The sequence below is a fragment of the Deinococcus sonorensis KR-87 genome (assembly GCF_040256395.1).
GTDB lineage: Bacteria > Deinococcota > Deinococci > Deinococcales > Deinococcaceae > Deinococcus > Deinococcus sonorensis.
This window is the reverse complement of record NZ_CP158298.1, coordinates 255,785-280,542: the sequence shown is the minus strand read 5'-3', so window position 1 is coordinate 280,542 and position 24,758 is coordinate 255,785. Positions and strand designations below refer to the sequence as shown.

The following is a 24,758-nucleotide window of genomic DNA, read 5'->3' as shown; positions in this document are numbered from 1 at the left end:
AGGAGCGGGGTCCAGGCGTGGTCGTGCCCGGTCCCTTGGCTGACGGGAAACCCAGGGTCGGCGTTCGGGGGTGGAAACGACCCCGTTCCTGCGGCGCGGACCACCGACCCGCAGCCCCGCCTCGTCACCCCTTGGAACTTGCGATGAACACACGTTCGCCGTCGACGCGGCTGACCACGTGACGTGCTGCAAGGGACGTGGGCCGGGTGCCTGCCACGGCTCAGGTGCGCACCACGGCCCGGGGGCTGGGCCTCTGGATGCGGAATGTTGGGTATGGATGGGTGCCCGGTACCCCCATACCTTCTGCGGCACGGCCCATGGGCGCCGGCTCACCGCTGCCCATGGAGACGGACCCAAAGACGCCGCGACGTTACCGGCGGACGCCAGGAGGACACGGTGAACGTCGCCGGCCTGCCCTGGGCGGGCTTCACCTTCTGGCCATTCAGCCTAGCGGGAGGCGCCCTGGGCTAGGCCAGCCGGCAGACGGCCGTTCGCGCGCCTCCGGATAGCCTCGTGGTCATGCCTTACGTTGTCTTTTCTTCCGCTCTGCTCCAGGTGGTTCGCTGATGGCCCGACACACCTCCACCGTGGGCCTGAAGCGGCAGGTCGAGCACCAGCGTGCCCTCGGCCGCTGTGCGACGCAGGTCGACATCATTCCCTGGGCGAACACCGAGATCAGCGGGCCGCTGAGGTTCACGGTCGGACCCAGAACGGTGCTGATCGAATCGGTGAACTCCGGTGCGGTGCCGGTTCAGGTGCCGTGGCAGCTCGTTCCACAGGCGGACCTTGACCAGGCGCTCCGGACCCTGCACGCGCAGATTCTGGAGGAGGCCCACGCGCTCCCGCAGCTCCTGACCGGCGCCGCGTCGAGCGATCCTGAGGCCGCCGCTCCTCGCGCCGTTCAGCGCCGATTGAAACGGATGCTGGCCCTGCGCAGCCTGCTCGAACTGGCGGCCGCCTGGGAGGACGCCCTTGTGCCGGGAGGCGTGGCGCCCGGGTGGACGGCCGGACCCGGGCGGACGGTGGCGGTCCTGCCCTGGCATCCGGTGGCCGTGCCGGTGCGTGAAGGCTGGCATCTGCATCAGCTCTGCCGTTGGCATCAACCGCAGCCCGGAACGGACTGCTGGGCGCAGACCACCGCCGCCTGGATCACCCGCGCGGCGCTCCTGCAGGATGTGAGCGGCGGCGCCACGATGACCGGACCGCTCCCCGCCGGGCGGGCGGCGCGCGACCGGCAGCGAAAGGCCCGGGCGTCTTCCGCTGGTCGGGCCACGCCTCCTGCCGCCCCTGAGGCGGTTGACCTGGATCCGGACGCCTTTGTTCGTCGGGCTCGGCTGGCGCTCAGTGCAGTGCTGGAGCCGGCGCTCGCCAGCTTTCCGGATCAGGACGTGCTGCGGGCGGTCCAGGGCGCGCGCAGCCCCGCGGTGGCGTTGTCGAGGCTGCTGCCGAGAGTCGCGGCGGGGCCGGTGCACGCCCTCGGCCAGACGCTGAGGGCCTCCCTCCGGCACGGCCGACCGATCCGGCCAGACGAGGGGGGCCGTGCCGCCCAGGCCGCCGGGTCGTGTCCCGTGCGCCGCAGCGCCTGGACGGCCGCGCGGGCCGTGAGCGTTTCGCCGCACCGGTGCCTGGCGGCCGAAGCGGCGGCCGGTCCGCTGCACCTGCTGGTGCCCGGCCTGCCCCACGCCGGGCCGGCGAGCGCGCTCCTGCAGGACGGCCGGCTCTCCACCGCACTGGAGGAGGTCGTTGACCTGTTCACCGCGGTGGCCGCCCTGCCGGCCGAACAGGATCTCCCCCTGCCGGACTTGAGCGGTGTGCTGACCGGGCGCGGCCACCTGCGTCTGGGCGCCCATGCCGGGCCAGATCCGCTCCGGACGTCGGAGCCGGACACGCCCGGCCCAGACGACGACTGGCGACAGGCAACGGCACGGGCCCTGCTCGTCGTTCCGGGGCTGACCGAAGCAGTGGGCGCCCTCCAGGCGGTCCAGGCCGCCCGCGAGCACGCGCTCGACCGGGTCCGGGAGGAGGCCTGCCACGCCACCGGACTGAGCGAGGCCCACCTGCAGGAGGCCATCGGCGGCGAGCGGTCCTTTGAGCGGACGCCCGGTGACCCGGCCCTGGAGCGGGTGCTGCGCTGGACGGGTGGAGTCTGGTCGCTGCGGCTGGCCCGGCACCCGCAGGACCTGGTGGCCGACGGCCGGGCACTGGCGCACTGCGTCGGCTGGGGCGGCTACGCGCAGCGTGTGCGGGCCGGACAGGTGCGCATCATTCGCGTCCTGGCGCGAGGTCCAGACGACGAGCGGCCCGTTCCGCTGCTGACGCTGGAATTGCTGCAGAAGGAGAACGGCGAGGGTCCGCCAGCCGCGTCCACCTGGCGGCTGGGGCAGGCGCGCGGCCTCAGCAACCGCCTGCCGACCCGCGACGAGGCGACGCTGATCGCCCTCTGGGCACGGGAGGTGGGCGTGCAGCTGGACGCCGCGAGCGAGGTGGCGCCCGTTGCCCCCACCTCGCTCCGATCCGGACGAGATCGCCTTGCCGTGGCGTGGGACGCCGTTTCAGTCCGCCTGGAGCCGTCCGCGCCGCCGAGCTCCGAACGTCAGCAGGAGGCCAGAAGTCGGCTGGCCGACGCGATCGCCGCCCGCTGGACGCCGGCCGCCACCCACCAGGAGGGGTTGCGCCGGGTGGCGGCGCTGGTGGAGCGCGCGCGGACCCACCTGACGACCGAATGTCTGCGCCTGCACGCGCAGGGCGACCCCGGGCTGGTCGGCACGATGTCCGGAGATGATCTGCTGCCCGGCACCGGCACGCTGACCCTGGCGCCGGACCCCCGGCCCCGGCTGAGCGCGTTGTCGGACGCCCGTGCGGCGACGGGGACGTCCCGGCTTCTCGGGCTGCGCCTCGAACGGCGGCTGTCGCTGGACGTCGACGGCAACCTGCAGGCACGCGAACGGCGTCAGACGCTGGAACTGCGGGCCGGGAAGCGGCCCGGCGAGCTGATGTTGCAGTACTCGGACAGCCAGGGCGCCATGGTCAACACTTATCTCAGCCCGGCCGCCCTGATGAACACCGGGGTGCTGGATCCGCTGCATGTGGACAACACCTGGACCTGGGGCGTGGCGCGCCGCCGGCAGGCCGGCCTGACCCTGCTGTGGTCGGTACTGGACGAGCCGCTCGGCGACCTGGCGGCCGCCGCCACCGCCGTCACCGCTCAGCCGGGCGCCACCCTGCGCGCCCAGCTGACCGCCTTCACCGGCACCGCCGCCGCCAGGCGCTCCCTGCAGCAGTAGACCTACAGAGCGCTGCCTGAGCGCAGGCTGGATGAATGCGAATCAGCGCAGGGAAAGGTTCAGTGGAACCCATGACCCGGACAGACAATGCACTGGTCGGCAAGGAGGGTCGACCGCGCAGCACCCCGTCACCCAGATCGATCCAACCGTCACCCTCACCCCAGGTCCAGCTACACTTTTCTTGGCATGAACCTGCTGGAGCGGGCCCCTTCGCTGGAGAAACTTCTCGGGTGGTGGCGAGAAGCCGCTTCGGGCGAGGGTAGGCTGGTGCTCCTGGCCGGCGAAGCGGGGGTGGGCAAAACCGTGTTTCTCCGTGAGTTCATCCGGAGGTCGGAACGTCAGGCGGAGGTTCTGGTGGGGGCCTGCGATCCGCTCGCCACGCCGCGCCCGCTCGGTCCTCTGCTGGATATCGCGGGCGTGCTGGGGGGCGAACTGGAGCGCTTGCTGCTGGAGACGGGCCGGCGGGACGCCGTGTTCCGCGCGTTCCTGTCCATCCTGTCCAACGCGCGCACCGTTCAGATCGTCGTTTTTGAGGACGTGCACTGGGCGGACGAAGCGACCCTTGACCTGTTGCGCTTCCTCGGACGGCGCCTCGACAGAACCCGCGTGCTGCTCGTCGCCTCCTACCGGGATGATGAGGTCGGGCCCACCCATCCGTTGAGGGCCGTGCTTGGCGACCTCGCGACGTGTTCCTCCGCCCGGCGCCTGCTGCTCTCCCCGTTGTCGCAGCCCGCCGTCGGGCGTCTGGCGGAAGGCAGCGGCATTGAACCCACCGAGTTGTACCGCCGGACGGGCGGCAACCCCTTCTACGTCACGGAGGTGCTCGCCAGTGCCACCGGGGGCGTTCCCCCCACCGTTCGAGACGCCGTGCTCGCGCGGGCGGCGAGACTGTCCACCCCCGCGCGAGCGGTGCTGGAGGCGGCCTCGGTCATCGGTTCCCGCATCGAGCTGTGGCTGTTGGAGCGCGTCCTCCCGTCTTCCCTGAACGCCGTCGACGAGTGCCTGAGCGTGGGGGTGCTCCATGGGCAGGAGGACGCGCTCAGCTTCCGCCATGAACTGGCGCGGCAGGCGGTGCTGGAAAGCCTGTCTCCACAGCGGCGGCTCCAGCTGCATCAGCGCGTGCTGCAGGTCCTGAGCACCGCGCCCGCGCGGTCCATCGACGCCGCGAGATTGGCGGAACACGCGGAGGCCGCGAACGACGCCGAGGCTGTCCTGCACTTCGCCCGGCTGGCCGCCCGGCGGGCCAGGGCGCTGAAAGCCCACCGCGAAGCCGGCGCTCAACTGAGCCGGGCGCTTCGTCAGGCCCACCGGCTGACGCCAGCGGACCACGCGCGGCTCCTGGGCGAGTACGCGGAGGAGTGCTTCATCACCGACCAGCCGGAAGAGGCCATCCGGGCGCACCAGGCAGCCCTGGCCATCTGGCAGGAGATGGGCGACCAGGAGCGCGCGGGGGAGACCCTCTCGCATCTGGCGCGGCTGTTCGTGGGCATGGGGCGCAACGCCGACGCGGAACAGGCGAGCCGGGCGTCCCTGGACCTCCTCGGCGCCCTGGCTCCCGGGGGCGCCCTGGCGTTCGCCTACGCGTGCCAGGCGCACCTGCGCATGCTGAACCGTGACAATCAGGACGCCATTCGCTGGGGTCAGCGGGCCATCGAGCTCGCGGAGGCGCATCAGCGCCCCTCGCTCTTGGTGCTCGCGTTGAACACCGTCGGGACGGCCAGCCTCCTTCAGGAGGACGAGGTGGGACGCGCGTTCCTGGAACGCAGCCTGGACCTGGCGCGCGAATTGAAGCTGGACGAGCACGTGGCCCTGGCGTACCGCATGCTGGGCTCGGTGGCCGGCGAGTTGTACCAGTTCCCCCGCGCCGACCGGTACCTCCAGGACGGGCTGCGGTACTGCGAGGAGCACGACATCGACGGGCACCGGCTGTACATGCTGGCGTGGCAGGCGCTCTCCCACGCGTACCAGGGCCGCTGGACCGAGGCGACCGAGGCGGCCCTGGCCGTCACCGGGCGGCCGGGCACGTCCGCGACCAGCCGGATCATGGCCCTGCTGGCGCTGGGCCGGGTGAGGACCCGGCGCGGTGATCCGGAGGTGTGGCCCGCGCTGGACGAAGCCCTGGAGATGGCCGTGCAGACCGGCACGCTGCAACGGCTGGCGCCGGTCCGGGCCGCGCGGGCCGAAGCCGCCTGGCTGGCCGGGGACCTTGACCGGGTGCGGGAGGAGGCGCAGGCCGTGTACGACCTGGCCTGCGAGCATCAGCACCCCTGGTTCGCGGGGGAGCTGGCGTACTGGCGCTGGAAGGCGGACGGCGCCGTACCCGCCGGCCCCGGGATGGCCGAGCCTTATGCCCTTCAGCTTGCCGGCCGCTGGCCGGACGCCGCGGCCGCGTGGGACCGCCTGCACTGCCCGTACGAGGCCGCCAGGGCGCTGGCCGAGGGAGACCAGGAAGACGCCCTCAAACTGGCCCTGCACACCTTCGAGCGCCTCGGCGCCCGTCCCGCGGCCGTGAGGACCGCACAACGCCTGCGTGAACGTGGGGCCGGCGGCATTCCGAGGGGACCCCGGCCCTCGACGCGCGCCAATGCCGCCCACCTCACGCCCCGGGAGATGGAGGTGCTGCGCCTGCTGGGTGAAGCGCTGCAGGACACGGAAATCGCCGCGAGGCTCGGGCTCTCCGCCAAGACGGTGGGACACCACGTGTCCTCCATCCTCTCGAAACTCGGCGTGCGGAACCGGACCGAAGCGGTGCGGGAAGCCACCCGGCTGGCCCTCCTTCCAACGTAGGGAACCGGAACCGTCAATCTGGGGAGTCCTCCCGATGTGTGGTGACGCCGGGCGGCGGACAATCGTGGTGGTCCGGGCAACCACTCACGCTCGACCAAGGAGGCTGGAATGCCGCGCTACATGGTTGAACGCACCTTCCCGAACGGTCTCGAGATCCCCATCAACAGTGAGGGGGCCGCCGCCTGCCTCAACGTCGTGGACCGCAATGCGGACGTCGGCGTGACCTGGGTCCACTCGTACGTCAGTGACGACAAGCGCAAAACCTTCTGCATCTACGACGGCCCCACGACCGAAGCGATCCGTCAGGCAGCCGAGCGCAATGGGTTGCCCGTGGACCAGATCTCCGCCGTCTCGGTGCTCGACCCGTACTTCTACAGGTAGAACTCGCCCGGGGATGCCCTTCCACGCTGTTCGTCGCCAGCGCAGACGGAAAAGGCACGAGTTCGCAGAGCTCAGGGCCACTGTCGTGCGTCAGGTTCGGACGCGGCATAAGCACACCGCTTGACTTCAGGCGCGGAGCAACGGGTGGGTGACCTGCAGGGTTCGGCACGGGCCGCCCTGGAGGGAGGGGTCCGGCCGCGCCGATGTGTCGCTGGTGTGCCTGGGCTCCTTGCGCGGTGTCAGCCGTGCAGGAGCTGGGCCCAGCGGGCGGCCAGGCGACGCGTTTGCAGGTGTGGGCGTAGTCGCAGGCGTTCCCGTCGGCCAGGAGTGGATCAACCCGCCGGGCGTCCAGGCCGCTGCTGGCCACCTCAGCGAGCCAGGTGCCGACGCTGTTGTCGCCCGCCCGTCCAGGGTCGAGCGAGAAAGCCACCGGCCGGGCCCACCGCTCCAGCCACACCCAAGGCACCAGGCCGAACGCACTGCCCAGCCCGACCACGGTCCAGCCGGTGCCCTCAAGGGCCAGCGCCGTGACCCCATCGCGTTCAGTTCGCCCTCCACGCACAGCACGCCGGCGGGCCGTACCCCGGAACCAGGGCGGGTTCCCGTGGCCCTCCGGGAGCTCCAGGTCGTTCCGGCCCTCGGCACGGAGCACCTGGATCTTCAGGCCCTGCAGGTGGCCGTCCGGGTCGCGCAGGGCCACCACGCCATTCCCGTCCTCGTCCAGCCCTAGCTCCAGCCGCTGCAGGTCCATCCTGCCCGCAGGGGAGGGCGAGGGTGCCCGGATGGCCATAGGTGCTTCGGCTTAGCGGGAATTGGCCAGACGGCGCTGACCGGGCGCGCCTGGACCCGCTAGGCTGCTGGGGATCTGCGATGGACACCCGGCGAAAGTACCCTCGAATCCCCCACCTGCCCTGGTCCCTCGGCGCGGGCCACGACGACACGGTCCTGGGGGTCATCACCGGCTTCGCGGGGCGGGAGGTGGTGGTCACCGAGAAGCTCGACGGGGAGAACACCACCCTGTACCGCTCCGGGCTGCACGCCCGCTCGCTGGACCCGAGGCCGCACCCGTCGCGCGACTGGGTCAAGGGCCTGCAGGGCCGGATCGGGTACCTGATTCCGCCGGGGTGGCGGGTGTGCGGCGAGAACCTCTACGCCCGCCACTCGCTCGGGTACGACGACCTGGAGAGCTACTTCTACCTGTTCAGCGTCTGGGATGAGACCAACACCGCCCTGGACTGGGACGGCACGCTCGCGTGGGCGGGGCGGCTGGGCGTGCCCACACCCCGGCAGCTGTACCGCGGTCTCTGGGACGAGGCGACGGTGCGGGCCCTTCCGGTGGACCCGCGGGTGATGGAGGGATACGTGGTGCGGACCACCGCGGGGTTCGCCTACGCCGACTTCCAGGACCACCTGGCCAAGGTGGTGCGTCCCGGGCACGTGCAGACGGACGAGCACTGGATGCACCAGGCGGTCGTGCCGAACCGGCTGCGGAGCGAACCATGAGGCCGCTGCTGGACGCCCTGCGGGGTGGAGCCAGGCCCGACTTCGGTGCGCTGACGGCCGCGCTGGGGGATGTGCTGCCGCTGCTGGACCGGCTGCATGACACCAAGCAGGACCCCCAGTGGCACGCGGAAGGCACCGTCGCCGTGCATACGACGTTGGTGCTGCAGGAGGCGTACGACCTGGCGGACACGCACCGCCTGGACCCGGAGACCCGCCTGGCCCTAGTCCTGGCGGCGCTGCTGCACGACATCGGCAAGCCGCTCACCACCCGGCGGGAGCTGGACCGCGCCGGCCGGGAACGGATCATCTCACCGCGCCACGCCGACCGGGGCCGCTCCTTCCTGGCCTACCGGCTGCCGGAACTGCAGCTGCCCCACACGGTGCAGCGGCAGGTGATGGCCCTGGTCGGGCACCACCACGACCCCGTGCGGACGCTGGAGGCCGGCACCCCGGCCGCCTTCCGCCGGCTGGCGCGGCAGGTGGACCTGCGGCTGCTGTACCTGCTGGAGGTGGCGGACACCCGCGGCCGCGTCACCGCCGACCAGGCGGCGCGGCTGGACGACCTGGAGTACTTCCGGCTGCAGGCCGAGGAGTACGGCCTGTGGACCGGGGACGACCCGTACGCCGACTGGGCGCGGCACGTCTGCGCGGCCCTGCCGGACGCCCCGGCGGCCCTGCTGGACCTGACGCTGCAGCGCGGCATCCTCGACCACGAGGCGGGCCTGATTCACACGCCGCACGAAGCGGTCGCCCGCGGGTACGCCGCCCGCGGCGGCTTCCCGGACCTGGTGGTCACCTGCGGGCCCAGCGGCTCCGGGAAGAGCAGCTGGATCGCCGAGCACCTGCCGGACCACACGGTCGTGTCGCTGGACGCGCTGCGGCAGGACCTGGCGGGCAAGCGCGCCGACCAGTCGGTCAACGGGCAGGTGCTGCAGGTAGCAAAGGAGCAGCTTCGCGCCGCGCTGCGGCGCCACGGCCGGGTGGTCTGGGACGCCACCAACACCCGCCGCGACTTCCGGCGCGTTCCCATCGGGCTGGGCTTCGACTACGGCGCGCTGGTGACCCTGGTGGTGTTCCAGCCGCCGCTCAGCGCGCTGTTCGGACGCAACCCCGGCCGGGAGCACGCGGTGCCGCCGCAGGTGCTGGCGCAGCAGGTGGAGCACGCCGAGTTCCCCTCCCTCCCCGAAGCGCACCGCACCCTGGGATTGGACGAGTATCACCGCTGGACGCAGCTGGCCGGCTTCTCGGCCGCCGGGGACCGCCCGCCCAATGAGCTCGAAGGTGCGGGCCGCCGGCCCCGCGACCTCTGGTAGCGTAAGCATCACTGAAGTGTCCGAGGAGTGCCCCATGCTGCTGACCCTGACCACCACGCACCACCCGGCCACCGACCTCGGCTACCTGCTCCACAAGCACCCCGAGCGGGTGTTCTCCTTCAGCGTCCCGATGGGCCAGGGCCGGGTGTTCTACCCCGAGGCCCGCGAGGACCGCTGCACCGCGGCGCTGCTGGTGGCGCTCGATCCGGTGGAGCTGTCGCGTGGCCGGACGGGGCAGGGGAGCGGCGCGCCGCTGGAGCCGTACGTGAACGACCGGCCGTACGCGGCCAGCAGTTTCCTGACCGCGGCCCTCCGGGAGGCGTTCGGCACGGCGATGAGCGGCCGCAGCAAGGAGCGGCCGGACCTCGCCCGGCAGGCGCTGCCGTTCGAGGTGCACCTGCCGGCCCTGCCCAGCCGGGGGAGCCCGGACCTGGCGGCCCGGCTGTTCGGGCCGCTCGGGTACCGGGTGGACGCCCGCCCACTGCCGTTGGACCCGCAGTTCCCGGAGTGGGGCGACAGCCCCTACCTGGACCTGAAGCTCAGCGGCACCGTGCCGCTGCAGGTGCTGCTCGCCCAGCTGACGGTGCTGATCCCGGTGCTGGACGACGCCCGGCACTCGTTCGTGAGTGAGGACGAGATCGAGCGGCTGCAGCGGCTGGGCGACGGCTGGCTGGCCGGCCACCCGGAGCGGGACCTGATCGTGCGGCGCGCCCTCAAGCACCAGCGAGATCTGCTGCGCCTGGCGCGGGTCGCCTTCGGAGAAGCCGACCAGGAGACCGAACGCGAGCAGGAGACCCGTGTGGCCGCCCCCTCCCTGAACGACCAGCGCCTCCAGGCCGTGGAGGCGGAATTGACCGCCAGCGGGGCGGCGCGGGTGCTGGACCTCGGCTGCGGAGAGGGGCACCTGGTGCGGCTCCTGCTGGCCAACCCGCAGTTCCGGGAGATCGTGGGCCTGGACGTGAGCGCCCGCGAGCTGAGCCGCGCGGAGCGGTACCTGCGTCTGGAGGAGCTCCCGCCCACCGTGCGGGCCCGATTGAAGCTGATCCAGGGCTCGCTGACCTACCGCGACGCCCGGCTGCGCGGCTACGACGCGGCCGCCCTGGTGGAAGTCATCGAGCACCTGGACGAGGCCCGGTTGTGGACGCTCGAGCGGGTGGTCTTCGGCGACGCCCGGCCCGGCACGGTGGTCGTCACCACGCCCAACGCCGAGTACAACGCCCGCTATCCCTTTCTCGGGGAGGGGGAGACCCGCCATCAGGACCACCGCTTCGAGTGGGACCGCCGCACGTTCAGGAGCTGGGCTGAGCGGGTGGCGGACACCTTCGGGTACAGCGTCGTCTTCAAGCCGGTCGGCGAGGAGGACCCGGCACTGGGTCCCGCGACCCAGATGGCCGTGTTCAAAAGAGGCCCGGCGTGACCGCCCCGCTGTTGCCCCTCGGCACCCGCGTGGTGACGCGGATCGTGCTGCACACCCCCAGCGGGACGGTGCTGCAGCCGGCTGGGGCGCTGGGCGTCGTGGTGCAGGCGCCGACCGACCCGCTGCACGCCTACCGCGTCCAGTTCCCCGACGGCCACACGCACAGCCTGCTCCGACGCCAGCTGAGCCTGTATCGCGAGCATCAGGCGCTGGTACCGCCGGAGGACACCGAGCTGTGGCCGCAGGTGCAGCTGCGGGTGATCGTCGGCTCGCGGGCCTTCGGGCTGGACACCGACAGTTCCGACACGGACCGGCGCGGGTTCTACCTGCCCACCGCCGAGCAGCACTGGTCGCTGTGGGGCGTGCCGGAGCAGCTGGAGAACGAGCAGACCCAGGAAGTGTACTGGGAGCTGAAGAAGTTCCTGACCCTGGCGCTCAAGGCCAACCCCAACGTGCTGGAGGTACTGTCCAGCACGCTGGTCGAGCACGCCACCCCGCTGGCCCAGGCGCTGCTGGACATGAGGGGCGCGTTCCTGTCCAACCTGGTGTACCAGACGTACAACGGTTACGTGATGGGCCAGTTCAAGCGGCTGGAGGCCGACCTGCGCACCCACGGTGAGATCCGCTGGAAGCACGCCATGCACCTGCTGCGCCTGCTGCTCTCCGGCATCGCGGTGCTGGAGCGGGGCGAGGTGCTGGTGCACGTCGGCGAGCACCGCGAGGCCCTGCTGGCCGTCAAGCGCGGCGAGCTGCCCTGGGACGAACTGAACCGCTGGCGGCTCGCGCTGCACCGCCAGTTCGACGCCGCGGTGGCGCGCAGCCGGCTCCCCGACCGCCCCGACTACGCGCGGGTGAACGCCTACCTGATCCGCGCCCGCCGCGCCCAGCTGGAGACCCCCTCATGCCCACGTCCCTGACCGTTCCGGCCCCGCTGCAGGGCGCGGCTCTGACTCACCCCTACCCGCTCGTGTTCGCCACGGTCAGCGGAGCGCACCTGTACGGTTTTCCCAGCCCCGACAGCGACTGGGACCTGCGCGGCGTGCACGTGCTGCCGGCCCGAGAGGTCCTCGGCCTGCACGAGCGGCGCGAAACCATCGGAGACGAGCGGATCGTGGACGGCCTGGAGCGCGACCTGGTGACCCACGACCTGCGCAAGTTCATAACCCTGATGCTCAAGCCCAACGGCTACGTGCTGGAACAGTTGCACTCGCCGCTGGTGATCGCCACCACGCCGGAGCACGCCGAGCTGATCTCGCTGGGTCGCCGCTGCGTGACCCGATTTCACGCGCACCACTACCTGGGCTTCAGCGCCGGGCAGTGGAAGCTGCTGAACCGCGATGACCCCCTGAGGATCAAGCCGCTGCTCTACACCTTCCGCACCCTCCTGACCGGCCTGCACCTGATGCGGACCGGTGAGATCGAAGCCAACCTGGCCGTGCTGAACGAGGACGCGCGGCTGCCGTACCTCGACGAGCTGATGGCCCGGAAGCGGTCGGGGCGGGAAAAGGAACCCCTAGACGGGGACCTGACCCGCTACGAAGCGGAGTTCCGGCGGCTGACCGGTGAGCTGGACGAGGCGAGGGTGTCCACGTCCCTGCCCGCGAAGGTTGCGCCGGACGTCGAGGCTGCCCTGAGCGACCTGATGGTGCGCCTGAGGCTGCGGGCATGACGGAGGACCTGCAGGGGGCCGTCGCTGCGCTGCACCGGGCCTTTTCCGACGTCCCGCGACCGGTTCACGTGACCGGCTGCACCAACTGCTGCATTAGCGAAGCGGAGTTGCAGCGGTTGGTCGACGTGCCGAGGGAGCAGCTGATGGCGGACGAGCTGCAGTCCTATGCCTACAACGTGCCGGACACGGTGGGGGAGGAAGCGGATTTCAGGTACTTTCTGCCCCGGCTGCTGGATCTGGTGGCCCAGGGCGAACTGCAGGGGCTGGGGGCCGGCTGGGTCATTCGCCGGTTGAAGTACGCGCCCTGGACGACCTGGAGCTCCGCGCAGGTTCAGGCCATCCGGGGCTACCTGATGGTCTGGTGGCTGGATGCCCTGTCCGACCCAGCGGGCGGTCCAGACGAACACCTCGAGCATCTGGGGGAAATCGAGCCTCCGGAAGCGTTCGAGCGCTATCTCGACCGCTGGCTGACGGCTGGGCCAGTGGCCATTGATCATCTGGCGACGTTTGTACATCAGCACATCGCCGAGCTGGCTCTGGGCCGAGGATGGGACGCCTTCGCCACCCGAGTCGCGACCGACACCCTGTATCGATGGCTGCGCTCCGGTCCCCCGGCACAGACATTGGTGCAGAACGACGAAGCCCGCCCGGATGCCCCTGGTGCCCTGCTGCGTCTCGAAGCCGCCCTTCTGGTGACACCATGACCTCCATCTCCCTGCCGGCTTTCTGCCTGGTGGCCCTGATCGGCGCGTCCGGCTCCGGAAAGACCACCTTCGCCCATGCCCACTTCCGTCCCGGCGAGGTGCTGTCGAGCGACGCCTTCCGCCTGATGGTCAGTGGCGATGAGAACGACCAGGACGCCACACACGACGCCTTCGAGGCGCTGTACTTCGTGGCCCGCCAGCGCCTGAAGCGAGGTCTGCTGACGGTCATCGACGCCACCAACGTGCAGGCGGACGCCCGACGGCGCATCGTGACGCTGGCCAAGGAGTTCGACGTGCTGCCGGTGGCGCTGGTGCTGGACCTGCCGGAGGGCGTGCTGACCGAGCGGCACCGTGCCCGCAGCGACCGCACCTTCGGCCCGCACGTCATCCCGCAGCAGGTGATGCAGCTGCGCCGGTCGCTCGGCAAGCTGCAGGCCGAGGGCTTCCGGCAGGTCACGGTGCTGCACACCCCGGAGGAAGTGGAGACTGCCACGTTCACCCGCACCCGCCTCTACAGCGACCTGCGGCACCTGCACGGGCCCTTTGACTTTATCGGGGACGTGCACGGCTGCCGGGACGAACTGGTGGAGCTGCTGGCCCAGCTCGGGTACACCGTGGACGGCGCGCAGGTCACGCCACCGCAAGGCCGCACGGCCGTCTTCCTGGGCGACCTGGTGGACCGCGGCCCCGATACCCCTGGTGTGCTGCGGCTGGTGATGGGCATGGTCGAGGCGGGCACCGCGCTGTGCGTGCCGGGCAACCACGACGAGAAGCTGGGGCGGGCCCTCCGGGGCGAACGGGTCAAGGTGGCGCACGGGCTCGAACGCTCGCTGGAGCAGCTGGAACACGAACCCCCCGAGTTCCGCCGCGCGGTGGCTGACTTCATCCGGGGGCTGGTGAGCCACGCGGTGCTGGATGACGGCCGGGTGGTGGCGGCGCACGCCGGCATGAAGGAAGCCCTGCAGGGGCGGGCGTCCGGCCGCGTCCGCGCGTTCGCGCTGTACGGCGAGACGACCGGGGAAACCGACGAGTTCGGGCTGCCGGTCCGGTTGAACTGGGCGGCCGAGTACCGCGGCAAGGCCAGGGTCGTCTACGGGCACACGCCGGTCCCGCAGGCGGAGTGGCTGAATGGCACCATCGACATCGACACCGGCTGCGTGTTCGGCGGGGCCTTGACCGCCCTGCGGTACCCGGAGCTGCAGCTGGTGAGCGTGCCGGCCCATCACGTGTACAGCGAACCGGTCCGGCCGCTGCGGGTGGAGGCGTGGCGTGCTGCCCAGCAGGCCCACGACGAGCTGCTCGACCTCGGCGACGTGACCGGCAAGCGGGTGATCGAGACCCGGCTGCGGGGACGCGTCACCATCCAGGAGGATGAGGCGGCAGCCGCGCTGGAGGCAGTCAGCCGCTTCGCCGTCGACCCGCGCTGGCTGGTGTACCTGCCGCCCACCATGTCGCCCAGTGAAACCAGCCGGCGGGAGGGCTACCTGGAATCCCCCGCGGAGGCATTCGAGCACTACCGGCGCGCTGGGGTGGAGCAGGTGGTGTGCGAGGAGAAGCACATGGGCTCGCGGGCAGTGCTGGTGGTCAGCCGGGACGCAACGAGCGCCGCCCGGCGGTTCGGCATCCGGGACGGCCGCGCCGGGGTGGTGTACACCCGCACCGGGCGGCCATTCTTCGAGGACCGGGCGATGGAGGAGGCGGTGCTCGCCCGGACCCGCGAGGCCCTGAGCCAGGCGGACCTCTGGGAGGAGCTGCAGACCGACTGGGTGGTGCTGGATGCCGAGATCCTGCCGTGGTCGCTGAAGGCGGGGAGTCTGATCCGCGGCCAGTACGCGGCGGTCGGCGCGGCAGCGGGCGCGACCCTGCCGGCCGAGCTGGCCGTGCTGGAGGCGGCCGTTGGGCGCGGGCTGCCGCTGGAGGACCTGCTGGACCGCACCCGGCAGCGCCAGCAGCTGACGCAGGGCTACGTCCAGGCGTACCGGCAGCACGTGCGCCGCGTGTCGTCCGTGGCGGACCTGCGGGTGGCGCCGTTCCACCTGCTCGCCAGTGAAGGGGCCGTGCATGTCGAGCGGGACCACGCCTGGCACCTGGAGCGGCTCGGTCGGCTGGCCGGGGTGGCGCCGGACCTGTTCATCCAGACGGCCCACCGCCGGGTTGACCTCAACGACCCCGAGCGCTGCGACGAGGCGGAAGCATGGTGGCTGGCGCTCACGGCGGCGGGCGGCGAGGGCATGGTGGTGAAGCCCGCCTCGTTTGTCGCCCGTGGCCGCAAGGGGCTGGTGCAGCCGGGCGTCAAGGTGCGGGGGCGGGAGTACCTGCGGATCATCTACGGGCCCGAGTACACCCTGCCGGAGCATCTTGAGCGGCTGCGTTCCCGGGGGCTCAGTGGCAAACGCACCCTGGCCCTGCGTGAGTTCGCGCTGGGGGTGGAGGGGCTGGAACGCTTCGTGCGGCAAGAGCCGCTGCGGCGAGTGCACGAGTGCGCGGTCGGTGTGCTGGCGCTGGAGAGCGAAGTGCTGGATCCTCGACTCTGAACGGGCAGGTTGGGGAGGCGCAGCATGGGGAGCGGCCCCTTGAGGTTGGCCCACCCGCGCGTCCTGTCTGACTTGATCGGGCCGATCCAAGTGCCTCAGAGTGGCCATCCGCGATGCAGGGCCCGAGCCCGCCGGACGACCTCAGCCGGTGACGTCATGATCGGAGCGGACCGGGTCTCCGGCAGGGTGAGGCGTCCCCGTCATCGTGGGGCGGACACCAGGAAGATGGACACGAAGCTCCACCACGAATGGAGCCTGGAGGCGCCCGGTGGCGCGGCACGCTCGGAGGCGATGAGCAGCGACCTGGAGTTCAGTGACACCCGCGGCGGCCACGAATGCTATGCGGTCACGGTCGACGGCGTGACCCTCAGGTTGCGGTATGGACGGATCGGCACGGACGGAGCCGTGCAACTCTACACCTTCCCGACACGTCAGGCGGCCGAGGAGGAAGCGGTGAAGCGGCTGGCGGAGACACGCCGCAACGGATACGAGCCGGCCGTGAAGGGGGACCGGCAACAACCGAGCGTGCCGCGGCTGGCGTGGCGCCTCCCGAACCTCCTCAACCCGTGCCGGGACGCCCCTGAGGCGACCGTGCGCACCTACGTGCACCTGGAGGGAAAGCGAGGACCAGGGCCGGCGTGGACCAGCAAGCTCGGCGGCCGGCCGTGTCGACCTCCAGGAGATGTGTGGCCGCTCGCGCACGACGGCACGCCGCTCGTGTTCCTGGCGCAGATCGACTTTGCCGAGTTTCCTCCCCTGCCGGGCTTCCCGGAGCGGGGCATCGTGCAGTACTTCATTTGGGAGGACGACCTGTATGGCGCGAATTTTGACCGGAGCCTCGACATGACCAGCCTGGCGGTCGACGCGAACGTTCGCGTCCGGTACTTTGCGGACGTGATCAAGGACGCCAAGCGACTTGACCACACCGTTCCAGACCGGTTCTCCGACCCGGATGGAAGCTTGCCGCACGATCCCACGCTGGAATTCATCCTCGTCGGGACCCTGAGGAGCGGACCGGTCACGTCCGACGACCGGCTGCTCGAGCAGCTCACCGGATCAAGCCTCTGGGCGCTTTCGGAGGACGTACACCCGGATGATCTCGCTGAGCGCTACGCCAGGCTCACGGGGACCGGGCACAAGCTGGGCGGGTACCCGACGTTCACGCCGGCGGACCCCCGACGGGTGGAGGATCCGCAGGTGCTGCTCCAGTCGGACGACGACCTGGCGCTGATGTGGGGGACGCCGGCGTCTGCAATTTCTTCATCCACCCGGACGACTTCGCGCGCGGATTTCAGCCGGGTCGCCTACAACTGGGTCTGCAGCTGACGCGGCAGATGGGTGACCTGCAATCAAGCGCCATGTTCTGCGGGCCTTCCGGCGGTGGCGTGACGTGGGGTTCAGGATGGCTCTCGTGGTTCCGGCGAGGGAAGGGGGTGGATCGTCATCACTGAGGTCCGCGGTGTGCCGCTCCAGAACAGTGATGGCCGGGTGAAGGCGGCGTGGACTCCGTTGAAGACCGGAACCGTGTGACCGCCGGACGGAGCCTCGCCGCCTCAACCAGACATGCTCACGTCCGCACTTGGGCCACCTCAGTGAAACTGCAGACGAAGCATCCGCGAACACACGTGGCGCAGCCCGTCCCAGACGCGGGGAGCGGTCAGGCGGAGGTCCATCGCCTGCCGCGCCAACTGCCGCTCGAGCGCGTCCGTATGGATGGTCTCGATGCGGTCACTTACGCTGTGAATAAGCATTTCCGGGTGCTGACACATGGCAATCTCCTTCCGCCAGAAGGCTGGACAACGTCAAGCGAAGTTGGGCCCGACAGGGGAGTCGGGTGGGCACGGCACTTGCGGGTCAGGTGACGATCTGGACCAACCGATGGGCGGCGCGGGAGGCAGCGGCCAGGACGGCCCTGGAGGCCGGGCGCTGCCTCTTCTCGGGTCCACCCCGGTCACGGCGGGGTTGCTGAACCGGACTGGACCGTCAGCCGGGCGGTTCAGCTCGGCGCTGGCCGTCCGGTGTGACGCGGGTCGTGGTGTCCCGGCATTCGGTCTGACGGCGTTTCGTTCAGCCCCAGCGGGCGCCGTCTGCTCCCAGCACGCCCAGGGCGGTCTTGCCGACGAGCTCGTGGGTCACGGCCGCGTTGGCCGGGTGAAACGCGCCGCAGCGGACGTCGCGGTACAAGCGTTCCAGTTCGTTCTGCCGGAACAGCCCGCCCCCACCGCTGAGGTCCAGCGCCAGGTCCACCACGCGCTGGGCGCCTTGAACGCAGTGGTATTTTGTGGCGACGATCTTCGCGGGCCAGCCCAGGTCGTGTGGCACGCGCGCCGTCCAGTCGCGCAGCGTGACGTCCAGGTGGGCCACCATCGCGTCGAGCGTCATGGTCAGCTCCGCCGCGCGGTGCTGCACTTCCGGGTGGTGGGCCAGGCGGCGTCCACCCAGGGCGACCGAGGTCTTGGTCCGCACGGAGGTGATCGCCAGGTCGCGGGCGCGTTCGGCCAGGCCGAGGTACACCGCGGCGAACTGCAGCAGCGGCCAGGCGTACAGGCTGAGCATGAACGGCTCCGCATCGATGGTCCCGGCCGGCAGTCGCCGCGCCACGTAGCGGTCTGGGATGAACGCGCCGTCCAACACGGTGTCGTCGCTGCGGGTGGCCCGCATGCCGAGCGCGTCCCAGGTCCACTCGATGCGGCTGCCCGGCGTGTCCCTGGGCAGGAACGCATGGATGATGGCCGGTTGGTCCGGGATGGTGGCGTCCAGCGCATGCAGGCCCAGGCGCGTCCAGACCGGCGAGAGGCTCCCGAACTGCTTGCGGCCCCAGAGGCGGTAGCCGCCGTCCTGCCGTTCGGCCCGGGCGCTGGAGAACACGATCGGGAGATCGTTGCCCGCTTCGGCGTGGCCGGACGCGAGCACTTCCCCAGCGGCGACCTCCTCCAGCAGCCAGCGGAGCGTGGGGTCGCCCGCCTGGCTCAGCTCGGCCGCCATTCCGGTCCAGTACAGGTGCATGCTGAGGCCCAGCGCGGTGGCCGGCGCGTGATACGCCAGGCGGCGCTGGGCCGCGCACACGCCCGCCAGCGAGAGGCCCGCGCCGCCCAGCGCGGCGGGCAGGGCCAGCTTCAGGTACCCGGCGTCCCGCAGCTCCTCAAAATCCTCGCTGAAGAAGCGGTTCTCCCGGTCGTACACGGGCGCCCGCTGGTGGCAGCGGTCCAGCAGCGCGTCGGGGAAGCGCCAGGGCGAATCGGGCGTGAGCGTCGGACTCAGCATGCGGTGCCTCCCACGGCGTGAATGGGCCCCACCTTCGACGGACCTCGGCCGGCCTCCCGGCCCGGCAGTGACCACGTACGGTACGTCGAGTGTACTGGAAACGTGGCGGGCGCTGGCCCAGTGGGCCCACCGCCGTGGCCTTCACCGCGCGGGGCGTCCGGACAGCGCCACGGCGTCGCCCACGTCCAGCGGCCCCAGCTGCAGGTTCGTCTGCATCGACATCAACGCGCCGTCCATCCAGCTGGTGAGCAGCACCGAGGCGTTCAGGTCCGGCCCGAACCACACCTCGTAGTGCCGCGCGCCCGACTGGACATTGAGCTGCCAGCTCGGGGTGAAACCCAGCTCCTGCAGATACCCGGCCAGCGCCTCGCGCAGGGTCATGCACCGGTCGGCGCTGGCGCTGTGGGTACTGAAGCCGAGCAGCGCCTGGGCGAGCTGCTGCCGCTGCTCCGCCTGCGCATCGGCGGCCTGCGCGGCCTCGCCCACCGTGTCAAAGAACCGGCCCACCGGGGCGGGTGCCAGGGCGGGTTGACCCGCGCCTGGCAGGTCGGACGCGGGGTGAGTCACGACCAAGGCGTGGCCCGCTTGCGGGGTGAGCAGCAGCGCGCCTGTCAGCAGGGCCACCGTCCGGTACACGTTCGATACACGTCGTGTCATGATCCGACCTCCTGGGCGAGCTCCTCGCCCCTCCTGGCCCTCCGCAAAGGGCGAACCCGGACTGGTTCTGGCGGTCCGAGGGCGGCGCTGGCCGCCACCACGAGCATGCCCCCCGGACGTTGCCGGATTGTTGCCGGGCTTGTTGCGCCGAGCGGCGCGCATAATGGAGCCACCAACGTGCTCAGGAGCAGGGGGTGGAGATGGCGGTGTTGACGGTTCACCTCATCGGCGCATTCCGGGTGTGGCGTGACGGCCAGCCGGTCGTGTGGGCGCGGCCGACCACCGCCGCGGTCCTGAAGGTGCTGCTGATCCGGCCGGGCGAGGTCGTCTCGGCCGATGAGCTGATCGAGGCGCTGTGGCCGCACCTGAGCGCGTCCGCGGGCGCCCAGTGCCTGCGGGCGGCGGTGAGCGTCCTCCGGCGGCAACTCGAACCGGCGCTGCGGCGCGGCCCGGACTCGCGTCACGTCCTGCAGGTGCGTCCCGGCTACCGGTTCGACCCGGCCCACGCGCAGGTGGATGTGCTGGAAGTCGACCGGGCGCACCAGCGCGCCGAGCAGCTGCGCCGCCAGCAGCGGGTGGCGGAGGCGATCACGGCGTACCGCCTGGCGCTGCCGCACCTGCGCGGCGAGCTGTACGCCGACGACCCGTACGCGCCGTGGGCTCAGGACGCCAGGGAGCGCTGGCGGCGTCAGCAGCTCGAGCTGCTGGAAGGGTACGCGGCGTGTCTGGCCCTGAGCGGTCAGCACCGTGCGGCGGCGGAGGTGTGTCGGCAGGCCGGTCAGCTCGACCCGTACCGCGAGTCGGTGCAGGAGCAGCTGATGGTGAGTCTCGCCCGGGCGGGCGGGCCAGCCGAGGCCGCCGCGTCGTACCTGCAGTACCGCGCCCAGCTGGAACGTGACCTGAACACGGCGCCCTCCGCCCGGCTGCAGGCGCTCAATGAGCAGCTGTTGCGGGGGGAACTGCCCGCCCCGGACCGGGACCGTCCGGCGTCCGGGGCACGCCCGACCGTGGTCGGACGGATGGACGCCCTGGCCACCCTCGACGCGCACTGGCGCGCGGCCCTGGCCGGCGAGGGCCGCCTGGTCGCCGTCGCGGGGGAGGCGGGGGTCGGCAAGACGCACCTGGTGACGGCCGCGCTGCAGGCGCTGAGCGCGCAGGGGGCGTGCGTGCTGAGCGGACGCGCGTTTCAGCGGGAGCTGTCGGCCCCGCTGGACCCGGTGCTGGACGCCCTGGACCCGCTGCTGGAGCCGCAGGACCGCCTGGGTGGAGGCGGCCCGCCGCGCGGCGCGTCCGAGGCGTGGCCGGCGGACGCGCCCCGCGGCCCGCCGTTCGCGGACCTGCTGGCGGCCCTGATCCAGGCGTCCAGACCGGGGGGGCTGGTGCTGTTCATCGACGACCTGCAGTGGGCGGAGCCCACCACCCTGGCGTTCCTGAGTTTCGCCGCCCGGCGGCTGCATCAGGAGCGGGTGCTGCTGATCGTGACGTACCGCAGCGAGGATGAGGCGCAGCTGACCGGCTGGCTGGAGGGCGCCGCGGAGCACCGGACGCTGCACGTCCTGCGCCTGCCGCGGCTGCAGGCGGCGGACCTGCGGGACCTGCTGGCCGGCCGGTCGCGGCTGAACGAGGCGGACCGCGCCTGGCTGGCCGGCGTGCTGCAGGCCGAGTCGGAAGGCAACCCGTTCTTCGCCCTGGAGTATCTGCGCTGGCTCACCGACACCGGTGTGGTGGAGGCGGACGCGGGCGGGCCGCTTTGCAGGGTCTTCCCGGAACGCTGGACCCGCCAGCACGAGCACGTGCCCATGCCGGTCCGCGCGCTGATTGAGGCGCGGGTGCAGCGGCTGCCGGGACCGGCCAGGACCGTGTTGCAGCTGAGTGCGGTGCTGGGCCGGCCCGTCGACCTGGACCTGCTGGGCCGCGCGGCGCAGCTGCCGGTGCCGGCGCTCGTGCCGCTGGTGGACGCGCTGCTCCAGGCGCAGCTGCTGTCGGAACAAGCGGATCAGCGCCTGCAGTGTTCGCATGACAAGGTACGTCAGGTGCTGTACGGCGGGTTGTCGCTCCCCCGGCGGCTGGTCCTGCACCGGCAGGTGGCGGCCGCGCTGGCGGCGGACCTTCACAGCGCCGCGGAGCGGGCGCATCACCTGCTGGCGGGACAGTGCTGGGCGGACGCGCTGGACCAGCTGCTGCGGGCCGCGCGGCAGGCCGAGGCCGATCAGTCCTGGGCGTCCGCCCTGAAGTACACCTCGGTCGCCCTGGACGCCGCTACGCACCTGCCGGACGCGGACGAACCCCGGTACGCGCTGCTGACGGTGCGCGAGCGGCTGCTTGAGCGGATGCAGCTGCCGGACGAGCAGGTGAGTGTCGTCGAGGCGATGCTGGCCCTGGCCACCCGCCAGGGTCACCAGCAGCGGCGCGCCGAGGCGCTGGTGCGGCTGGTTACCGCCTGCACCGCGCGTTCGGACGGCGCCGGGGCCGCCGCGGCGCGGGATGAGGCGCTGCGGCTGTACCGCCGGCTGGGCGACCAGGCGGGCGAGGCGCGGTTGCATCAGGAGCTCGCCTACCTCGGATGGCAGCAGGGCGCGTTCAAGGCGGCGCTGCAGTCGGGCGAGCAGGCGCTGCAACTGTTCCAGGCGCTGGGCGATGCGCGGGCCTGCGCGGTGCTGACCAGCAACCTCGCGCAGCTGCTGCTGCGCCTGGGCCGCCCCGGGGATGCCCTGGACCGGGCGGAACACGCCACCCGCTTGTTTCGTGAGCTGGGCGACGTCGCGGGGGAGATCTCCGCCCTGAGCGTCCTGCCGGGCATCCACCGGCAACGTGGCCAGCTGGAGCAGGCGCTGCAGGTGCAGCTTCAGGTGCTGCAGCTGAGCCGCAGCGTCCAGACCCCGCAGATCGTGGTCGCCCGGCACATGGCGTGCGCCGAGCTCTACCTGGCCCTGAACCGCCCGGAACACGCCCTGGCGCAGTACCGGCTGGCCGCCCAGGAAGCGCTGACGCTGCGGGACTTCCGCCATCAGGGCCACCCGTTCCTGGGCCTGGCCACCGCGCTGGAGCGGATGGGGGACGCGGCCGGCGCGGTCAGGGTGTACCGCCGGGCCGTCGAAGCGCTGGAGTTGACCTACACCGTGACCGGCAACCAGGACGAACGGTTCGCGCTGGCGGACGCGCTGCTCCTGCTCGCGCGCGCGCTGGACGGCGGCCTTGCCCAGCCCACCGAGGCGCTCGACGCGGTCCGCGCCGCGGAAGCGCTGTGCCGGGACGGGGTCAGCGACCCGCGCGCGGCCGCGCGCCTGCCGCGCCTGCTGCTCGACCGGGCCGGACTGCTGTGGCGCCTCGGGCACCTGGACGAGGCCGCCCGGACGTACCGGACCGCCGCGGACCAGGCCGGGACCGTGAACGACACGGCGGTGCAGGCGGCTGCCGTGGCCAGCCTCGGAGTGGTGTACCGCGATCAGGGGCAATTCGATGCCTCGATCCGGTGCAGTGAGCAGGCGCTGGAGCTGGTGCGCCGCGTCCGGGACCCGCAGGCCGAAGCGTACGTGCTGTCCAGCCTGGCCGCCAGCCAGCAGGCGCTCGGCCGGTGGGCGCCGGCCAGAGCGGCACTCGAGCACTCCCTGAACCTGCGACGACAGACGGGAGACGCCGAAGGCGTGACGTCGGCTGAGCGCCCAGCTGCGGCAGCTGGACCTGCGTGACTGATCTGCGTTCCCTCGGCACGAAGGAGGAACCCCATGCCCAGATACATCATCAGCCGGACCCTGGACGCTACCCCTACACCCGAGGAGTTCGACGCCGGATTCATCCGTGCCAAGGACGCCCTGCAGGGCCTGCCGGGCGTGACGTGGGTCCGGTCGTATTACGCCGAGGACGAGAGCAAGATCTACTGCGAGTACGAAGCGCCGTCGCTGGAAGCGTTGATCGAACACGCCCGGAGGGCCCACATTCCCTTCGACGGGGCGGTGGTGGTGCGGGAGTTCCTCCCCGGGATGTTTCAGTAGATCAGCAGCGGGGGCGCTCACTGCACGACGTGTCGATCGTTCGCCCGGGGCCGGTGATGCAAGCGCCGGTGTCAGGGTCGCGAACGCTCCGTTGATGCGCCGTTCATCCCGCTGCATCCGCTTCAACCGCCGGCCACGGTGTAAGGACGGCTCTGGGCTGAGCAGCTTCGTTCAGGCCGTCAGCGATCTCGCAGGCGTCCCGCACGGTGACCCGACCGAACCCGGAGCCGGCACCGGCTCGGTCCTGAACGCTGTGGTCCCCGTCGACAACTCGGAGCGCGGGGTCCTGCGGCTGAGACCTCAAGGCGACCCGCGAGTCGGCTTCTTTTGCTCCACAGACGGGTCGTGATCCTTAACGCGATCAGCGGAGGCGACGGACTGGCCTGTGGTGATGCATGCTGGCCCGGCGCTAGCGCGCCAGGTATCTGGTCAGCACGACAGCAGAGATGGCGGAACCCAGGACACCGAACCCCACCGTGAGACCCTGGCTCCACGTCAGTGGGTGCATTTGCAGGCCACCGATGCCACTCGTGAGCGCCGCGAGGACAGCGCCGATCAGCCCGCGCACGACAGAGCGCAGGCTGCCGTCCAGGCGGTGGGTGAGCGGCACGCTCACCAGCCAGGCCACCAGCACCCCGAGCGGGGCCCACGGCAGGGCGTGGCTGTCGGTGCCCGGGACCAGCTGGATGAGCACAACCAGGAGCGGCAGCCAGTCGGTGAACGGCCCGAATCTCATCGGGTAGATCTGGCTGAGGGAGCTCCACCCGGCCGCCAGGTAGCTGCGCACGTACTGCCGAGCCGCGGCTGCGAGATCACCCATGTCCCGCACCGCCTGCGCTTCGGTCAGGCCCGCTTCGATCGCGTCCTGCACGTGCGCCCGCAGCGCCTCGGTGAGGTGCTTGGCTGCTGGAGGCGCGAGGTCTGCGGTGGCGGACTCCAGCCAGACAGTGAGGGTGATCCCGCTGTTCGCTGGAGCGGCGTGTGCAGTGACAGTGTCCACCGTGGGCTCCTCAACGTGCACGCCGGACGTGTGCCTGCCGACTTGGGAAGGTGCGTCGAACGCGCGGCCAGCAGCTGAAGTGGAGAAACTCGAATCACAGCACGCTCACCGGCAGGCTGAAGCTCTGGAAGCTCGGGTCGATGTGTGTACCGGAGTCGCCCCAGCCCTGGAGGGCCGTGAATCCGGCGGTGAACATCCAGAGCGCTGGGCAACTGTTGCCGAAGCGCCACGCGTTGAACCCGGTCGCGACGTT

17 protein-coding genes are annotated in these 24,758 nt (G+C 71.4%); 13 read left to right on the top strand and 4 right to left on the bottom strand.

Annotated elements, in window-relative coordinates; genetic code table 11:
* Positions 1 to 566: 566 nt before the first annotated feature.
* From ABOD76_RS04540 to ABOD76_RS04490, 11 genes are all read left to right on the top strand, one after another.
* Positions 567 to 3,284, top strand: coding sequence for a hypothetical protein (locus ABOD76_RS04540; RefSeq protein ID WP_350241859.1), 2,718 nt, complete (start codon positions 567 to 569; stop codon positions 3,282 to 3,284).
* A gap of 186 nt (positions 3,285 to 3,470) precedes the next feature.
* Positions 3,471 to 6,071 (top strand): ATP-binding protein, encoded by a 2,601-nt coding sequence (locus tag ABOD76_RS04535; protein ID WP_350241857.1) that lies wholly within the window; start codon positions 3,471 to 3,473, stop codon positions 6,069 to 6,071.
* Positions 6,072 to 6,179: 108 nt separating this feature from the next.
* Complete coding sequence (locus ABOD76_RS04530) at positions 6,180 to 6,452, top strand: DUF4242 domain-containing protein (RefSeq protein ID WP_350241855.1); 273 nt, start codon at positions 6,180 to 6,182, stop codon at positions 6,450 to 6,452.
* A gap of 870 nt (positions 6,453 to 7,322) precedes the next feature.
* The gene (locus ABOD76_RS04525; protein ID WP_350241853.1) at positions 7,323 to 7,955 is read left to right on the top strand and encodes an RNA ligase family protein; all 633 of its coding nucleotides are present in this window, start codon (positions 7,323 to 7,325) and stop codon (positions 7,953 to 7,955) included.
* Positions 7,952 to 9,268 (top strand): AAA family ATPase, encoded by a 1,317-nt coding sequence (locus ABOD76_RS04520; RefSeq protein ID WP_350241851.1) that lies wholly within the window; start codon positions 7,952 to 7,954, stop codon positions 9,266 to 9,268. The genes ABOD76_RS04525 and ABOD76_RS04520 overlap by 4 nt, the downstream gene beginning before the upstream one ends.
* A 34-nt stretch (positions 9,269 to 9,302) precedes the next feature.
* Positions 9,303 to 10,685, top strand: a complete 1,383-nt coding sequence (locus ABOD76_RS04515) for a 3' terminal RNA ribose 2'-O-methyltransferase Hen1 (RefSeq protein ID WP_350241849.1) — start codon at positions 9,303 to 9,305, stop codon at positions 10,683 to 10,685.
* Positions 10,682 to 11,602, top strand: a complete 921-nt coding sequence (locus tag ABOD76_RS04510; RefSeq protein WP_350241847.1) for a nucleotidyltransferase domain-containing protein — start codon at positions 10,682 to 10,684, stop codon at positions 11,600 to 11,602. The genes ABOD76_RS04515 and ABOD76_RS04510 overlap by 4 nt, the downstream gene beginning before the upstream one ends.
* Entirely contained in the window at positions 11,587 to 12,354 is a 768-nt protein-coding gene (locus tag ABOD76_RS04505; RefSeq protein ID WP_350241845.1) for a nucleotidyltransferase domain-containing protein, read from the top strand. Before ABOD76_RS04510 ends, ABOD76_RS04505 begins: the two co-directional genes overlap by 16 nt.
* Complete coding sequence (locus ABOD76_RS04500) at positions 12,351 to 13,058, top strand: hypothetical protein (protein WP_350241843.1); 708 nt, start codon at positions 12,351 to 12,353, stop codon at positions 13,056 to 13,058. The genes ABOD76_RS04505 and ABOD76_RS04500 overlap by 4 nt, the downstream gene beginning before the upstream one ends.
* Complete coding sequence (locus tag ABOD76_RS04495; RefSeq protein WP_350241841.1) at positions 13,055 to 15,592, top strand: polynucleotide kinase-phosphatase; 2,538 nt, start codon at positions 13,055 to 13,057, stop codon at positions 15,590 to 15,592. The genes ABOD76_RS04500 and ABOD76_RS04495 overlap by 4 nt, the downstream gene beginning before the upstream one ends.
* 291 nt (positions 15,593 to 15,883) lie before the next feature.
* A complete protein-coding gene (locus ABOD76_RS04490) occupies positions 15,884 to 16,918 on the top strand; it encodes a DUF1963 domain-containing protein (protein WP_350241839.1) in 1,035 nt (344 codons plus the stop codon).
* A 263-nt stretch (positions 16,919 to 17,181) separates the two neighbouring features.
* On the opposite strand, the gene ABOD76_RS04485 is transcribed toward ABOD76_RS04490, so the two are convergent.
* From ABOD76_RS04485 to ABOD76_RS04475, 3 genes are all read right to left on the bottom strand, one after another.
* On the bottom strand, positions 17,182 to 17,343 hold the full coding sequence (locus tag ABOD76_RS04485) for a hypothetical protein (protein ID WP_350241838.1): 162 nt from the start codon (positions 17,341 to 17,343) through the stop codon (positions 17,182 to 17,184).
* 316 nt (positions 17,344 to 17,659) lie between these two features.
* Positions 17,660 to 18,856, bottom strand: coding sequence for an acyl-CoA dehydrogenase family protein (locus tag ABOD76_RS04480; protein ID WP_350241836.1), 1,197 nt, complete (start codon positions 18,854 to 18,856; stop codon positions 17,660 to 17,662).
* A gap of 141 nt (positions 18,857 to 18,997) precedes the next feature.
* Positions 18,998 to 19,513, bottom strand: coding sequence for a hypothetical protein (locus ABOD76_RS04475; protein ID WP_350241834.1), 516 nt, complete (start codon positions 19,511 to 19,513; stop codon positions 18,998 to 19,000).
* Between the two features lie 200 nt (positions 19,514 to 19,713).
* Here ABOD76_RS04475 and ABOD76_RS04470 point away from each other — a divergent pair, with 200 nt between their 5' ends.
* On the top strand, positions 19,714 to 23,202 hold the full coding sequence (locus tag ABOD76_RS04470; RefSeq protein WP_350241832.1) for an ATP-binding protein: 3,489 nt from the start codon (positions 19,714 to 19,716) through the stop codon (positions 23,200 to 23,202).
* Positions 23,203 to 23,238: 36 nt separating this feature from the next.
* Positions 23,239 to 23,505: a DUF4242 domain-containing protein gene (locus ABOD76_RS04465; RefSeq protein WP_350241830.1), complete on the top strand. Its 267-nt coding sequence runs from the start codon at positions 23,239 to 23,241 to the stop codon at positions 23,503 to 23,505.
* A gap of 409 nt (positions 23,506 to 23,914) precedes the next feature.
* Here ABOD76_RS04465 and ABOD76_RS04460 read toward each other — a convergent pair whose 3' ends face one another.
* A complete protein-coding gene (locus ABOD76_RS04460; protein WP_350241828.1) occupies positions 23,915 to 24,505 on the bottom strand; it encodes a hypothetical protein in 591 nt (196 codons plus the stop codon).
* Positions 24,506 to 24,758: the final 253 nt, after the last annotated feature.

Bases quoted from the DNA above. Each gene is read 5' to 3' on its own strand.
- ABOD76_RS04540 (WP_350241859.1), top strand. From the start codon at position 567: ATGGCCCGACACACCTCCACCGTGGGCCTGAAGCGGCAGGTCGAGCAC.
- ABOD76_RS04535 (WP_350241857.1), top strand. From the start codon at position 3,471: ATGAACCTGCTGGAGCGGGCCCCTTCGCTGGAGAAACTTCTCGGGTGG.
- ABOD76_RS04530 (WP_350241855.1), top strand. From the start codon at position 6,180: ATGCCGCGCTACATGGTTGAACGCACCTTCCCGAACGGTCTCGAGATC.
- ABOD76_RS04525 (WP_350241853.1), top strand. From the start codon at position 7,323: ATGGACACCCGGCGAAAGTACCCTCGAATCCCCCACCTGCCCTGGTCC.
- ABOD76_RS04520 (WP_350241851.1), top strand. From the start codon at position 7,952: ATGAGGCCGCTGCTGGACGCCCTGCGGGGTGGAGCCAGGCCCGACTTC.
- ABOD76_RS04515 (WP_350241849.1), top strand. From the start codon at position 9,303: ATGCTGCTGACCCTGACCACCACGCACCACCCGGCCACCGACCTCGGC.
- ABOD76_RS04505 (WP_350241845.1), top strand. From the start codon at position 11,587: ATGCCCACGTCCCTGACCGTTCCGGCCCCGCTGCAGGGCGCGGCTCTG.
- ABOD76_RS04500 (WP_350241843.1), top strand. From the start codon at position 12,351: ATGACGGAGGACCTGCAGGGGGCCGTCGCTGCGCTGCACCGGGCCTTT.
- ABOD76_RS04495 (WP_350241841.1), top strand. From the start codon at position 13,055: ATGACCTCCATCTCCCTGCCGGCTTTCTGCCTGGTGGCCCTGATCGGC.
- ABOD76_RS04490 (WP_350241839.1), top strand. From the start codon at position 15,884: ATGAGCAGCGACCTGGAGTTCAGTGACACCCGCGGCGGCCACGAATGC.
- ABOD76_RS04485 (WP_350241838.1), bottom strand. From the start codon at position 17,343: ATGCTTATTCACAGCGTAAGTGACCGCATCGAGACCATCCATACGGAC.
- ABOD76_RS04480 (WP_350241836.1), bottom strand. From the start codon at position 18,856: ATGCTGAGTCCGACGCTCACGCCCGATTCGCCCTGGCGCTTCCCCGAC.
- ABOD76_RS04475 (WP_350241834.1), bottom strand. From the start codon at position 19,513: ATGACACGACGTGTATCGAACGTGTACCGGACGGTGGCCCTGCTGACA.
- ABOD76_RS04470 (WP_350241832.1), top strand. From the start codon at position 19,714: ATGGCGGTGTTGACGGTTCACCTCATCGGCGCATTCCGGGTGTGGCGT.
- ABOD76_RS04465 (WP_350241830.1), top strand. From the start codon at position 23,239: ATGCCCAGATACATCATCAGCCGGACCCTGGACGCTACCCCTACACCC.